Genomic DNA, 12,603 nt, shown 5'->3' with positions numbered 1-12,603 from the left:
GCGTGCCGGACGGCGCACGTCAGCGGCCCGGGGGCGCGTTCCGGAGTGCAACGCGGGCGCTCAGGGGGCGATGGCGCCGAGCAGCGCCCGCGCACACAGGTCGCGCACCTGCTCCCGGTCGGGCTCCGGATCCCGCAGCCATTCCAGGCAGACCGCGGTGGTGAACGCCAGCCAGCCGCGCACCGCGAGCCGCACGTCGCCGCGCTCCTCGAAGGCCGGGCCGAACTCCGGGTCGGCGGCCAGGGCCGCGAGGATCTGCCGCTCCTGCGCGGCGAGCGCCTGCCGGTAGACCCGGCGCACCGCCTGGTCGCCGGTCGCGTCGGCGCGATGGAAGGCGCGGTAGCCGTGCGCGTGGGCGCGGACGTACTCCAGGTACGCGTCGAGCCCCGCGGTGAGCTGCTCGCGGACCGGTACCCCCGGCACGGCCGCCGTCATCCGCAGCATGCGCTCGCTCTCGCGCTCGACGACCGCCGCGAAGAAGTCCCGCTTGGCCGGGAAGTAGTGGTACAGCAACCCGCGGGAGACCCCGGCGATCTCGGCGACCTGCTCGATCCAGACCTCGTCGTACGGGCTCTCCGAGAACAGCCGCGCCCCCACCGACAGCAACTGCTCCCGGCGCTCGCCGGTGCTGAGCCGGCGGCGTGTGCGCTCGCCCTGTTTCGCGGCCATGTCCGCACCTTACTTGACGCCGGTTCAACAACGGGACGAGACTGGGAGCCGCTATTGAATCCATGTACAACACGCTTGCCCCAGGTGGGCAACACGCCGCCGCGTCAAGGGAGATCGCGCATGGCCCGGACGACGAACGAGACGGCCCGGGACGGCCTGCCCAAGGGCTTCCGCAGCGCCGAGCTGGGCTGGCCCGAACTGCGCCGCATACCCCGGCCGCCGTACCGCGTCCCCCTGCTGGGGGACGTGATCGGGGCGAGCCGGCGCACACCGATGCAGGACTCGCTGCGGTACGCGCGGCAGCTGGGGCCGATCTTCCGGCGGCGGGCCTTCGGCAAGGAGTTCGTGTTCGTCTGGGGCGCCGGGCTCGCCGCCGACCTGGCGGACGAGTCGCGCTTCGCCAAGCACGTGGGGCTCGGCGTGGCCAACCTGCGGCCGGTGGCCGGGGACGGCCTGTTCACGGCGTACAACCACGAGCCCAACTGGCAGCTCGCGCACGACGTGCTGGCGCCCGGCTTCAGCCGCGAGGCCATGGCCGGATACCACGTGATGATGCTGGACGTGGCCTCGCGGCTCACCGACCACTGGGACCGGGCCCGGGCCGCGGGACGGGCGGTGGACGTGCCGGGCGACATGACCAAGCTGACGCTGGAGACCATCGCGCGCACCGGGTTCGGGCACGACTTCGGGTCCTTCGAGCGCTCCCGCCCGCACCCCTTCGTCTCCGCGATGGTGGGCACGCTCACCTACGCGCAGCGGCTCAACACGGTGCCCGCGCCGCTCGCCCCCTGGCTGCTGCGCGACGCCGGCCGCCGCAACGCCGCCGACATCGCCCACCTCAACCGCACCGTGGACGACCTCGTCCGCGAACGCCGGGCCGCGGCGGGCGGCGAGGGCGACCTGCTCGACCGGATGCTGGAGACGACCCATCCCGTCACCGGTGAGCGGCTGTCACCGGAGAACGTCCGCCGGCAGGTCATCACCTTCCTGGTCGCCGGGCACGAGACCACCTCGGGCGCGCTCTCCTTCGCCCTGCACTACCTCGCCCAGCACCCCGACGTCGCCGCCCGGGTCCGGGACGAGGTGGACCGCGTCTGGGGCGACACCGAGGCACCCGGCTACGAGCAGGTGGCCAGGCTGCGCTACACGCGCCGGGTGCTGGACGAGTCGCTGCGGCTGTGGCCGACCGCCCCCGCCTTCGCACGGGAGGCCCGCGAGGACACGGTGCTGGGCGGCGCGTACCCGATGCGGCGCGGGGCCTGGGCACTGGTGCTCACCGGGATGCTGCACCGCGACCCCGACGTGTGGGGCCCGGACGCCGAGCGCTTCGACCCGGACCGCTTCGACGCGAAGGCCGTACGGTCGCGCGCCCCGCACACCTTCAAGCCGTTCGGGACGGGGGCGCGGGCCTGCATCGGGCGGCAGTTCGCGCTGCACGAGGCGACGCTGGTCCTGGGTCTGCTGCTGCGCCGCTACGAGCTGCGGCCCGAGCCCGGTTACCGGCTGCGGGTGACCGAGCGGCTGACGCTGATGCCGGAGGGGCTGCGGCTGCGGCTGGAGCGGCGCACCGCGTCCGGCGGTCCCGGCCCGGCGCCGGAGGGCGGCGCCCGCACCGAGGCCACCGACGACGCCGGGGACGCCGCGTCAGCGGCCCGCTGTCCAGTGCACCGGGCGGGTGACTGAGTCCGGCAGCCTGGTACCGGCTCCGCCCCGGGCCGCGGTGAGCTGCGGCTGGGTCAGGAAGAAGGCTCCCGTCAGGTCCGCGTCCGTCAGGTCGGCGTCACGCAGGTCCGCGCCGATCAGGTCGGCGCCCCGCAGGTCCGCACCGGTGAGGTCGGCGGCGATGAGGTAGGCGCCGCGCAGATCGGCCCCGGCGAGGTCGGCGCCCCTGAGGCGGGCGCCCATCAGGTCGGCGTTGCGGCGGTTCTTCTTCCGGCCGCGGGTGCCGGACCGCATCAGTTCGCTGGCGCGCAGCAGGAGCGCGTTGACCCGCTGCCGGTGCGCGGCCACATCGAGGGCCGCCAGTTCCTCGGGGGTCCCGTCGGTGAGCCGCTCGGTCTCCGCCAGGGCGCGGCGCAGGTCGGGGTGGACCGGGCGGGCGGCGGGCAGGGTGAGCGCCTCGGTCAGGTACCAGAGCAGTTCGTGCAGCTGGCGGACGACCGGGAAGACGTCGAAGACGAGGCGGGCGCGCTCCGGCGGGCCGGTGCGCCAGTCCTGTCCGCCGAAGGTGACCTGCGAGACCTGCTGCCCGGCGCCGAAGCAGTCGTAGACCGTGCAGCCGGTGAAGCCGCGGTCCCGCAGCTCGGCGTGGATGCCGCAGCGGTGGTCGGTGCCGAGGTTCGGGCAGGGCTTCCCCGCGTCCTTGTCGATGGCGAAGTCCGCCGAGCGGGCGAACGGAAGGGCCACGCAGCACAGACCGAAGCACTGCCCGCAGTCGGCGCGCAGCGCGGCCCGGTCCACCGTGTGTTCTCGCATGTCACCGAGGATACGGGCCGTCGGCACGCCCCCCGTGCCGACGGCTCCCGGCCCCGGTCAGGCCTCCAGCGCGGAGAGGTCGAGGCGGGCCAGCCGCTCGGGGTCGGAGAGGATGTACAGGCCGGTGATGAGCCCGTCGGCGACGGTGACGTACGTGACCGACCGCGGACGTCCCTCGGTGACGGCGACGGTGCCCACCGCGCCGTTGACCAGGGCGAGGCGTGCCGCCCCCGCGAGGTGGCGGAAGTGGAAGGCGCCGGTGGCGACCGTCCGGGCGCCGGCGACGACCTTGGACGCGGCCGGGCCCCGGCCCAGCGCACCGGCGTCTGCGCGCAGCACCACGTCCGGGTGGAGCACGGACACCAGCGCCTCGAAGTCCCCGGCGCGGCTCGCGGCGAGGAACGCCTCCACCGCCCGGCGCTGCCGGCCCAGGTCCGGGTCGGCGGCGGGGGTGGCGTCCCGCACCCGGCGCCGGGCCCGGCTGGCCAGCTGCCGGGTGGCGGCCGGGCTGCGCTCGACGATCCGCGCGATGTCGTCGAAGGGCACGGCGAACATGTCGTGCAGCACGAACGCCAGCCGCTCGGCCGGTTCCAGGGCCTCCAGTACCACCAGCAGGGCGATGCCCACCGAGTCGGTGTGCAGGGCCTCCTGCTCCGGATCGGCCTGCGGCAGCGCCCGCACCACCGGGTCGGGCACGAAGGTGTCGAAGCCCTCGGCCATCGGCTCCTCGCGGCGCGCGGTCCGGGAGCGCAGCAGGTCCAGGCAGACCCGCCCGGTCACCGTGGTCAGCCAGGCGCCCAGGTTGTCGATGCCGTCGGCGCCGGTGCGGTCGAGGCGCAGCCACGCCTCCTGCACGGCGTCCTCCGCCTCGGCCGCCGAACCGAGCATGCGGTAGGCGACCGCCTTCAGCTGCCCCCGGTGCTCCTCGAACCGCTCGGCGAGCCGCCCCTGCCCCGGCTCACCCCACTCCCCCGCCATGCCGCTACCGCCCGAAGACTTCGAAGGTCACCGCCGGCTTTCCGCCGAACCGCTCCCCCGCGGACTGGGCGAAGCCGGTGAGGAAGCCGCGCACGTACGTCTCCGGGTCCTCCTCGGTCAGCACCTCGATGTACGTCCGGTGTTCGAGCAGCGAGCGCACCGCGCGCTCCAGGCCCGGCGTGGCGTCCACGGCGTGCGTGGGCGAGGCGGAACCGGCGACCGCGACCCAGCGCACGCCGTCCCAGGGTTCGAGGCCCCGCTCGGTCAGCTCGGGGAAGATCCACCGGTTGCCCGCGTCGGACGCCGCGTCCAGCGTGGCGCGGCCCACGGCGACGTGGTCCGGGGTGTTCCAGGCGACGCCGCCCCAGGTGTCCCGGTGGTTGAGGGTGATGACCAGCTCGGGCCGGTACCGGCGGATCGCGGCGGCGATGTCGCGGCGCAGCGGAACGCCGTACTCGATGACACCGTCCCGGTGGTCGAGGAACTCCACCTCGCGCACGCCGACGACCGCGGCGCTCGCCCGCTGCTCCCGTTCGCGCAGCGGGGCGCACTCGGCGGGCGCCATGGTGTCGATGCCCGCCTCGCCCCGGGTGGCGAGCAGGTAGGTGACCTCCCGGCCCTCGTCGGTCCAGCCGGCGATCGCCGCCGAGCAGCCGTACTCCAGGTCGTCCGGGTGGGCGACGACGGCGAGAGCGCGGCTCCAGTCGCCGGGCATGGGCTCCAGTTGCGTGATCGTCGGCTCCGTCATGCCCGCACACTAACCCGCGCCGCCGGCATCCCACCCGGATATTCGGCCGCGCTCCGGTCAGGCCTCGTCGCGGGCCAGCGCGAGCAGCCGGTCCAGGACGCGGGGGCCGCCGGCCCGGACGCCGTCGTGCTCGAACTCGTCGGTCACCCAGGTGCGCAGTCCGCGGATCGCGCGGGCGGTGGTCAGGGCGTGGGCGGTGTCGACGTACATGTCGTCGTGGTAGACGGCCGCGGCGGCCGGTACCTCGTTGGCGGCGAGGCGGGCGCGGTCGTACAGGGGCGTCCAGTCGGTGCGGGCGGCGAGCAGGCCGGCGGTCTCGCGCAGCGGGCGCAGCGCCGGGTCGCAGTCGAACATCCAGGGGTGGACCGACTCGCCGGTGAACATCAGCGGTTCGTCGCCGGCGAGTGCCTTGGCCGCGTCGAAGCGGGGGAACTCGGCGCGGACCCGCTCCGCCGACCAGTCGGTGGGGCGGCCGTCCTGGCCGTAGATGGCCTCGTGGACGAGGGCGTACAGCGGGTGGCCGGCGTACGACAGCAGGCCCTGCACCTGCTCCTGGAAGTCGTCGGAGAGTTCGTGTCCGCCCGGGGTGCGGACGAACGCGTCCTCCAGGAGGAAGTGCAGGCGGTGGCTGCCCTCGCTGCCGCCGAGCAGGATGCCGAGGGACTGGAAGGCCTCGACGGTCAGCCGGTAGCCGCCCGGCAGGACCACGTCGTGGGTGAGCAGGTGGTCGGCGATGCGGCGGGCGCGTTCGACGTCCTGCGGGTAGCGGGCGTAGTGCGCGGCGACCTTGCGTTCGACACGGGGGTAGGCGGCCCGGTAGATCTCGTCGGCGTGGGCGTCCAGAGAGGGCAGGCCGCCGGTGATCAGGGCGGTGCTCAGGCCCTCGGGGGCGAGCGACAGGTAGGCGACGGTGCAGAAGCCGCCGAAGCTCTGGCCGAGGACGGTCCAGGGGGCGCCGCCGGTGACCTGGGGGCGGATGGCCTCGCAGTCGCGGACGATGGCGTCGGCGCGGAAGTGGGTGAGGTAGTCGGCCTGCTCGGCCGGGCCACCGCGCAGCGGGAGGGTCTGGCGGTTGGCCGGGGTGGAGGCGCCGGTGCCGCGCTGGTCGAGGAGCAGGACGCGGAACTCCTTGAGGGCTCGGCCGAGCCAGGCGGGACGGCCGATGAAACGGTTCGCCCCGAAGCCGGGACCGCCCTGGAGGTAGACCAGCCACGGAAGGTCCTGGTGCGCCTTGTCGCTCGCGACGGCCTCGCGCGCGTACAGCTCGATCGTCTCCCCGGAGGGGTCGCGGTGGTCGAGGGGCACGGTGAAACGGCGGTCGGTGAGGACGACACCTGGCTGGCGGTAGCTGACGCTCAACGGGGCTCCCGGAACGGACGGATGTGACGGTCGGATTTCTCGGCCGTGTCCCAGTTCAGCACACGGTCTTGCGGCGGCGGACCCCCGGGATCATGAAATCGTTCCGGGCGGCCGGTCAGCGGGCGGCGAGGCTGGAGCGCCGCACCACCAGTTCGGGCTGGAGTACGACCCTGCGGTGCGGGTGGGTCCGGTCGGTGCCGTCCAGCTCCGTCTCCTCCAGGAGCAGCTCGGCCGCCATCGCGCCCATGGTGACGGCGGGCTGGCGCACGGAGGTGAGCGGGACGGCCGCCGCGGCGGCGAACTCGATGTCGTCGTAGCCGACGATCGCGAGGTCGTCGGGGACGCTCACCCCGGCCGCGTACAGGGCCTGGAGGACGCCCAGGGCGAGCAGGTCGTTGGCGCAGAAGACGGCGGTCGGCCGGTCCGCGAGCCCGAGCAGGCGGGCGCCGGCGTCGCGCCCGGCGGAGACGTCCAGGCGTTCGGTGGGCAGTTCGCGCAGTGCGTCGGGGCCGAGGCCGGCCTCGGCGAGCGCGGCGAGGGCGCCGGTACGGCGGTCGCGCACCTGGTTGAGTCCCGGCGGGCCGCTGACGTAGGCGATGGAGCGGTGTCCGGCGTCCACCAGGTGGCGCACGGCCAGCGCGCCGCCGGCGACGTCGTCGACGGAGACCGAGCACTCGGTGGTGCCCTCGGCGACCCGGTCGACGAGCACGAAGGGGATGTTGTGGCGCCGGAAGCCCGCGATGTTGCGGCCGGTGGCGTCGGCGGGGGTGAGCAGGACGCCCCGGACCCGCTGCTCGGCGAAGAGCGAGAGGTACTCGGCCTCCTCGCCGGGGTTCTGGGCGCTGTTGCAGACCATCACGCCGAGCCCGGCGTCCCGCGCCGCCCGCTCGGCGCCGCGCGCGACGTCGACGAAGAAGGGGTTGCCCATGTCGAGGACGAGCAGCCCCATGATCCGGCTGCGGCCCGCGCGCAGCTGGCGCGCGGACTCGCTGCGGACGTAGCCGAGCCGGTCGATCGCGGACAGCACCCGCGCGCGGGTCTCGGTCGCGACGGTGTCGGGCCGGTTGATGACGTTGGAGACCGTGCCCACGGAAACTCCGGCGGCGCGGGCGACGTCCTTGATACCCACGGAATGGGCCATCGGGCAGGGACCTCCGAGGTCGGGCCGGGTACGGGTGGGCGGCCGCAGGCCCTTCACACTACCTGCGCCGCCCCGGGAAGAGTCTTCTCAGGCGAGGTGGAACACCTCGGTGAGGGGCTTCATCGCCTCGTCGGGACGCGTCCCGTCCAGGGACTCGAAGAGCGGCCCCATCTCCGCCTGCCACCGGGCGTTCACCTCGGTGGCCTCCATGCCGGCCCGGGCCGCGGCGAAGTCCTCGGTCTCCAGGTAGCCGACGAGCAGGCCGTCGTCGCGCAGGAAGAGCGAGTAGTTGTGCCAGCCGGTGGCGGAGAGCGCCTCGCACATCTCCGGCCACACGGCTGCGTGGCGTTCGCGGTACTCCGCGATGCGGTCCCGGCGGACCTTGAGCAGGAAACAGACGCGTCGCATGAAGTACCGCTCCCGTACGCGAGGTGGAGGCTAGAAGTTGAACCGGTCGACGTTCTCGGCGGTGAACACGGTCGGCTTGCCGAGGTTGATCACGCCGTCCTTGCCGATGGTGTACTCGCCCATGGCGCCGGCCTTGAAGGTCTCGCCCTCCTTGCCGGTGATCTGCCCGGAGGACAGGGCGACGGCGGTGCGCGCGGCCAGTTCACCGAGCTTGGCCGGGTCCCACAGCTCGAACGCCTCGACGGTGCCGTTCTTGACGTACTTGCGCATGTCGTTGGGCGTGCCGAGGCCGGTCAGCCTGACCTTGCCCTTGTACTTGGAGCCGGACAGGTACTGGGCGGCGGCCTTGATGCCGACGGTGGTCGGGGAGATGATCCCCTTCAGGTTCGGGTGCTCCTGGAGCAGGCCCTGGGTCTGCTGGAAGGACTTCTGCGCGTCGTCGTCGCCGTAGGCGACCGTGACCAGCTTGATGTCCTTGTACTTCGGGTCCTTCAGCTCGTCCTTCATGATGTCGATCCAGGCGTTCTGGTTCGTCGCGGTCTGCGCGGCGGAGAGGATCGCGATCTCGCCCTTGTTGCCGATCTGCTCGGCGAGCAGCTGCACCTGGGTGCGGCCGAGGTCGTCGGCGGACGCCTGGGAGATGAAGGCGTTGCGGCACTCGGGGTTGGTGTCCGAGTCGTAGGTGACGACCTTGATCTCGTTCTTCATGGCCTGCTTGAGCGCGGTGCACAGGGCGCCCGGGTCCTGCGCGGAGACGGCCATGGCGTCGACCTGCTGCTGGGTGAGCGTGTTGACGTAGGAGACCTGGCCGGCGGTGTCGGTGCCGCTGGAGGTGCCGACCTCCTTGTAACTGGAGCCGAGTTCCTTCAGCGCCTTCTCGCCGCCCTTGTCGGCGACGGTGAAGTAGGGGTTGTTGACCTGCTTGGGCAGGAAGCCGACGGTCAGCCCCTTCTTCGTCTCGGCGTTGGGATCGGCCTTCCCGGCGGTGGCGGCCTTGCCACCCTCGTCCTTGACGTCCTCCTTGGTGGTGCCACCGCAGGCGGTGGCGGCGAGGGCGAGGGAGGTGACGGCGGCCAGGGCCGCGCAGGTACGGCGGAGCGATTGCTTGCGCATAGTGGGTTCCTTCGTGAACGAGGTGACTGAGGCGCGCCCCGAAGGGGCGCGGGGCGGTGTCGATGTGCGGCTCCGCCGCGTGGTCGCGACCAGCCACAGACGGCCCGCAGCATGTGAACGGCGCGGCTACGTCAGCCTCTGCGCCCTTGCCAGTGAAACCTGCCGTGCAACCCGGGGCCCCAGCACGGACAGAACCAACAACACACCGGTCACGACAATCTGCGACTGCGCGGAAACATCCTGAAGACTCATCACGTTCTGCAACGCCCCGAGCAGAAACACCCCGGCGATCGCGCCGCCCAACGTGCCCTTCCCGCCGTCGAAGTCGATGCCGCCCAGCAACACGGCCGCGACGACGGACAGTTCGAGCCCCGTGGCGTTGTCGTACCGCGCACTCGCGTAGTGCAGCGCCCAGAAGACCCCGGTCAGCGCGGACATCAGCCCGGTCAGCGTGAAGAGGATCAGCTTCTGCCGCCGGACCCGGATCCCGGCGAACCGCGCGGCCTCCTCGCTGGCGCCGACCGCGAACAGCGCCCGGCCGAACGGCATGGCGTGCAGGGCGACCACGGCGATGGCCAGCAGCACGAGGAACGGCAGGAAGGCGTACGGGACGAACGTGTCGCCGATCCGGCCGGACGCGAAGTCCAGGTACTGCGACGGGAAGTCGGTGACCGCGTCGGAGCCGAGCACGATCTGCGCGATGCCCCGGTAGGCCGCCAGGGTGCCGATCGTCACGGCGAGGGAGGGCAGGCCGAGCCGGGTGACCAGCAGCCCGTTGACCAGGCCGCAGACGACGCCGAGCAGCAGGCAGATCGGGATGATCGCCTCGATGGTCATGCCCTGGTTCCACAGGGCGCCCATCACCGCGCCGGACAGACCGGCGGTGGAGGCGACCGACAGGTCGATCTCTCCGGAGACGACGAGCAGGGTCATCGGCAGGGCGATGAGCGCGATCGGCAGGGTGTTGCCGATGAGGAAGGACAGGTTGAGGGCGTTGCCGAAGCCGTCGACGAAGCCGAAGGAGAACAGCAGCACCACGATGAGGAGGGCGCCCACGGCCCCGTCCCACCGCAAAGAGGCGGACCGGCGGATCGCTCGCGCGATTGAGCTGTCAGCCATGGCGGGCGTTCCTCTTCTTCAGGGCGTTGGCCACGCGCAGCGCGACGATCCGGTCGACGGCGATGGCGAGGATGAGCAGGATGCCGTTGATGGCCAGCACCCACACGGAGCTGACCCCGAGCGCGGGGAGCACGCTGTTGATCGAGGTCAGCAGCAGCGCGCCGAGGGCCGCGCCGTAGACGCTGCCGGAGCCGCCGGTAAAGACGACGCCGCCGACCACCACCGCGCTGACGACGGTCAGTTCGTAGCCGTTGCCGGTGCCGGAGTCGACGTTGCCGAAGCGCGCCAGGTAGAGGGCGCCGGCGAGGCCGGCGAGGGCACCGCAGAAGGTGTACGCGGCGAGGATCCGCTTGCGCACGGGGATGCCGGCCAGCCGGGCGGCCTCCGGGTTGGAACCGAGCGCGTACAGCTCCCGTCCGCCGCCGAAGTGCTTGAGGTAGTACGCCGTGGCGACCAGCACGGCGAGCGCGATCAGCGCCAGCCACGGCACGGCCCAGATGCCGCCGGAGCCGAAGTCGACGAAGCCGCCGGGCAGGTCGGCCGCGGTGATCTGGCGGGAGCCGACCCAGATGGAGTCGATGCCGCGGATGATGTAGAGGGTGCCGAGGGTGACGACCAGCGCCGGGACCTGGCCGAGGCTGACGAGCAGGCCGTTGAGGAGGCCGAAGCCGACGCCCGTCAGGACCGCGAGGACCACGGCGACGAACGAGTTGCCGCCGCCCTGGAGGTACGTACCGGCGGTGAAGGCGCTGATGCCGAGGGTGGAGCCGACCGACAGGTCGACGTTGCGGGTGATGACGACCAGCGACTGGCCGGTGGCGACCAGCACCAGGATGGTCGCGTTGAGCAGCAGGTCCTTGATGCCCTGTTCGGACAGGAACTCGCTGTTGCCGGCCTGGGTGACGCCGATCATCACCAGGAAGACCAGCAGGATGGCCAGTTCGCGCATCTTGAAGATGCGGTCGACCAGCCGGGTGGCGCCGGCCTTGGGGATGTCGGCCACGGGGCTCCGGTCGGGTGCGGTCACCGTCATGCGGCTGCCCTCCCCGTGGCTGCGGCCATCACGGTCTCCTCGGTGGCGTCGGTGCGGGGTATCTCGGCGGTCAGCCGCCCCTCGTGCATCACGAGGACGCGGTCGGCCATGCCGAGGACCTCGGGCAGGTCGGAGGAGATCATCAGTACGGCCACGCCGTCGGCGGCCAGTTCGCTCAGCAGCCGGTGCACCTCGGCCTTGGTGCCGACGTCGATGCCGCGGGTCGGCTCGTCGACGATCAGCACCTTGGGTCCGGTGGCCAGCCACTTGGCCAGGACGACCTTCTGCTGGTTTCCGCCGGAGAGGGTCGAGACGGTGTCGGCGATGCGGGCGTACTTGACCTGGAGCCTGACGGCCCAGTCGAGGGAGCGGCTGCGTTCGGCGCCGCGGTCCATGAACCCGCCCCGCACCGTCGTACGGAGCCCGGTGAGGCCGATGTTGCGCTCGATGGACATGCCCATCACCAGGCCCTGCGCGCGCCGGTCCTCCGGGACGAGGGCGAGGCCGGCGGCCATCGCGGTGGACGGGGCGCCGTTGACCAGCGCCCTGCCGTCGACCTCCACCGTCCCGGCGTCCCAGCGGTCGACGCCGAAGACGGAGCGGGCGACCTCGGTGCGCCCGGCGCCGACCAGTCCGGCGAGCGCGACGATCTCACCGCGGCGCACCTCGAAGGAGACGTCGGTGAACACGCCCTCGCGGGTCAGCCGGCGCACGCTGAGGGCGACTTCGCCGGCCCGGACCTCCTGCTTCGGGTACAGCTCGTCGAGGTCGCGGCCGACCATGCGGCGCACCAGGTCGTCCTCGGTCATGCCGTCCAGCGGCTCGCTGGAGATCCGGGCGCCGTCCCGCAGCGTGGTGACACGGGCGCAGATGCGGAAGATCTCCTCCAGGCGGTGGGAGATGAACAGCACGGCGGCGTCCTGCTCGCGCAGGCTGCGTACGACGCCGAAGAGCCGGGCCACCTCGCTGCCGGTGAGGGCGGCGGTCGGCTCGTCCATGATCAGGACGCGGGCGTCGAACGAGAGGGCCTTGGCGATCTCCACGATCTGCTGGTCCGCGATGGACAGACCGCGCGCGGGACGGTCGGGGTCCAGCTCGACGCCGAGGCGCCGCATCAGGTCCGCGGTGGCGTCGTGGGTCGCCCGGTGGTCGATGCGGCCGAGGGCGCGCCGGGGCCGGCGGCCCATGAAGATGTTCTCGGCGATCGACAGGTCGGGGAAGAGGGTGGGCTCCTGGTAGATCACGGCGATGCCGGCGTCGCGGGCGTCGCCGGGACCGTGGAAGACGACCGGCGCGCCGTCGAGCAGCACCTGGCCGGCGTCCGGCCGGTGCACGCCGGCGAGCGTCTTGATGAGGGTCGACTTTCCGGCACCGTTCTCGCCGGCGAGGGCGTGCACCTCGCCGGGGAACAGTTCCAGGGAGACGTCCCGCAGCGCGCGGACCGCGCCGAAGGACTTGGAGACGTCCCTGAGCGCCAGAACCGGGGCCGTACCCGTGTCGGACGGGTGGGTCATTGGGGGCTCCTCGACGACGCCGGCGGGACGGCCCTCACGGCGTCGT

Annotated in this window: 12 protein-coding genes; 1 reads left to right on the top strand and 11 read right to left on the bottom strand. The window is 72.7% G+C overall.

All coding sequences use genetic code 11. The features are described 5' to 3' along the window. Positions 1-60: 60 nt before the first annotated feature. On the bottom strand, positions 61-669 hold the full coding sequence (locus tag OIE75_RS37310; protein ID WP_329473565.1) for a TetR/AcrR family transcriptional regulator: 609 nt from the start codon (positions 667-669) through the stop codon (positions 61-63). 120 nt (positions 670-789) lie between these two features. Here OIE75_RS37310 and OIE75_RS37305 point away from each other — a divergent pair, with 120 nt between their 5' ends. Beyond that, positions 790-2,352 (top strand): cytochrome P450, encoded by a 1,563-nt coding sequence (locus OIE75_RS37305; RefSeq protein ID WP_329473564.1) that lies wholly within the window; start codon positions 790-792, stop codon positions 2,350-2,352. On the opposite strand, the gene OIE75_RS37300 is transcribed toward OIE75_RS37305, so the two are convergent. The 10 genes from OIE75_RS37300 to OIE75_RS37255 form a co-directional block, all read right to left on the bottom strand. Beyond that, positions 2,314-3,144 (bottom strand): pentapeptide repeat-containing protein, encoded by an 831-nt coding sequence (locus tag OIE75_RS37300; RefSeq protein WP_307016724.1) that lies wholly within the window; start codon positions 3,142-3,144, stop codon positions 2,314-2,316. The two genes, OIE75_RS37305 and OIE75_RS37300, sit on opposite strands and share 39 nt — an antisense overlap. Positions 3,145-3,201: 57 nt before the next feature. After that, complete coding sequence (gene sigJ / locus OIE75_RS37295) at positions 3,202-4,122, bottom strand: RNA polymerase sigma factor SigJ (RefSeq protein WP_307016723.1); 921 nt, start codon at positions 4,120-4,122, stop codon at positions 3,202-3,204. Between the two features lie 4 nt (positions 4,123-4,126). Next, positions 4,127-4,870, bottom strand: a complete 744-nt coding sequence (locus OIE75_RS37290) for a PIG-L deacetylase family protein (RefSeq protein WP_329473563.1) — start codon at positions 4,868-4,870, stop codon at positions 4,127-4,129. 57 nt (positions 4,871-4,927) lie between these two features. Then, positions 4,928-6,229 carry an alpha/beta fold hydrolase gene (locus tag OIE75_RS37285; protein WP_307016720.1) on the bottom strand — a complete coding sequence of 434 codons (1,302 nt, stop codon included), beginning with the start codon at positions 6,227-6,229 and terminating at the stop codon, positions 4,928-4,930. A 115-nt stretch (positions 6,230-6,344) separates the two neighbouring features. Beyond that, positions 6,345-7,370, bottom strand: coding sequence for a LacI family DNA-binding transcriptional regulator (locus OIE75_RS37280; RefSeq protein WP_307016718.1), 1,026 nt, complete (start codon positions 7,368-7,370; stop codon positions 6,345-6,347). Between the two features lie 87 nt (positions 7,371-7,457). Continuing rightward, a complete protein-coding gene (locus OIE75_RS37275; RefSeq protein ID WP_122615244.1) occupies positions 7,458-7,778 on the bottom strand; it encodes an L-rhamnose mutarotase in 321 nt (106 codons plus the stop codon). A 30-nt stretch (positions 7,779-7,808) separates the two neighbouring features. After that, positions 7,809-8,891: a rhamnose ABC transporter substrate-binding protein gene (gene rhaS / locus OIE75_RS37270; protein WP_329473562.1), complete on the bottom strand. Its 1,083-nt coding sequence runs from the start codon at positions 8,889-8,891 to the stop codon at positions 7,809-7,811. A 126-nt stretch (positions 8,892-9,017) separates the two neighbouring features. Beyond that, complete coding sequence (locus tag OIE75_RS37265; protein WP_329473561.1) at positions 9,018-10,010, bottom strand: ABC transporter permease; 993 nt, start codon at positions 10,008-10,010, stop codon at positions 9,018-9,020. Further along, complete coding sequence (locus OIE75_RS37260; protein WP_329473560.1) at positions 10,003-11,043, bottom strand: ABC transporter permease; 1,041 nt, start codon at positions 11,041-11,043, stop codon at positions 10,003-10,005. Before OIE75_RS37260 ends, OIE75_RS37265 begins: the two co-directional genes overlap by 8 nt. Next, entirely contained in the window at positions 11,040-12,557 is a 1,518-nt protein-coding gene (locus OIE75_RS37255) for a sugar ABC transporter ATP-binding protein (RefSeq protein WP_329473559.1), read from the bottom strand. Before OIE75_RS37255 ends, OIE75_RS37260 begins: the two co-directional genes overlap by 4 nt. Between the last annotated feature and the right edge of the window lie 46 nt (positions 12,558-12,603).

The sequence above is a fragment of the Streptomyces sp. NBC_01723 genome (genome assembly GCF_036246005.1).
Lineage (GTDB): Bacteria > Actinomycetota > Actinomycetes > Streptomycetales > Streptomycetaceae > Streptomyces.
The sequence above is the reverse complement of the archived record's forward strand: the minus strand, read 5'-3'. Positions and strand labels throughout refer to the sequence as shown.

Excerpts from the sequence above, each read along its gene's own strand:
- OIE75_RS37265 (WP_329473561.1), bottom strand. The coding sequence starts at position 10,010 with ATGGCTGACAGCTCAATCGCGCGAGCGATCCGCCGGTCCGCCTCTTTG.
- rhaS (WP_329473562.1), bottom strand. The coding sequence starts at position 8,891 with ATGCGCAAGCAATCGCTCCGCCGTACCTGCGCGGCCCTGGCCGCCGTC.
- OIE75_RS37310 (WP_329473565.1), bottom strand. The coding sequence starts at position 669 with ATGGCCGCGAAACAGGGCGAGCGCACACGCCGCCGGCTCAGCACCGGC.
- OIE75_RS37280 (WP_307016718.1), bottom strand. The coding sequence starts at position 7,370 with ATGGCCCATTCCGTGGGTATCAAGGACGTCGCCCGCGCCGCCGGAGTT.
- OIE75_RS37300 (WP_307016724.1), bottom strand. The coding sequence starts at position 3,144 with ATGCGAGAACACACGGTGGACCGGGCCGCGCTGCGCGCCGACTGCGGG.
- OIE75_RS37260 (WP_329473560.1), bottom strand. The coding sequence starts at position 11,043 with ATGACGGTGACCGCACCCGACCGGAGCCCCGTGGCCGACATCCCCAAG.
- OIE75_RS37290 (WP_329473563.1), bottom strand. The coding sequence starts at position 4,870 with ATGACGGAGCCGACGATCACGCAACTGGAGCCCATGCCCGGCGACTGG.
- OIE75_RS37305 (WP_329473564.1), top strand. The coding sequence starts at position 790 with ATGGCCCGGACGACGAACGAGACGGCCCGGGACGGCCTGCCCAAGGGC.
- OIE75_RS37255 (WP_329473559.1), bottom strand. The coding sequence starts at position 12,557 with ATGACCCACCCGTCCGACACGGGTACGGCCCCGGTTCTGGCGCTCAGG.
- OIE75_RS37275 (WP_122615244.1), bottom strand. The coding sequence starts at position 7,778 with ATGCGACGCGTCTGTTTCCTGCTCAAGGTCCGCCGGGACCGCATCGCG.
- sigJ (WP_307016723.1), bottom strand. The coding sequence starts at position 4,122 with ATGGCGGGGGAGTGGGGTGAGCCGGGGCAGGGGCGGCTCGCCGAGCGG.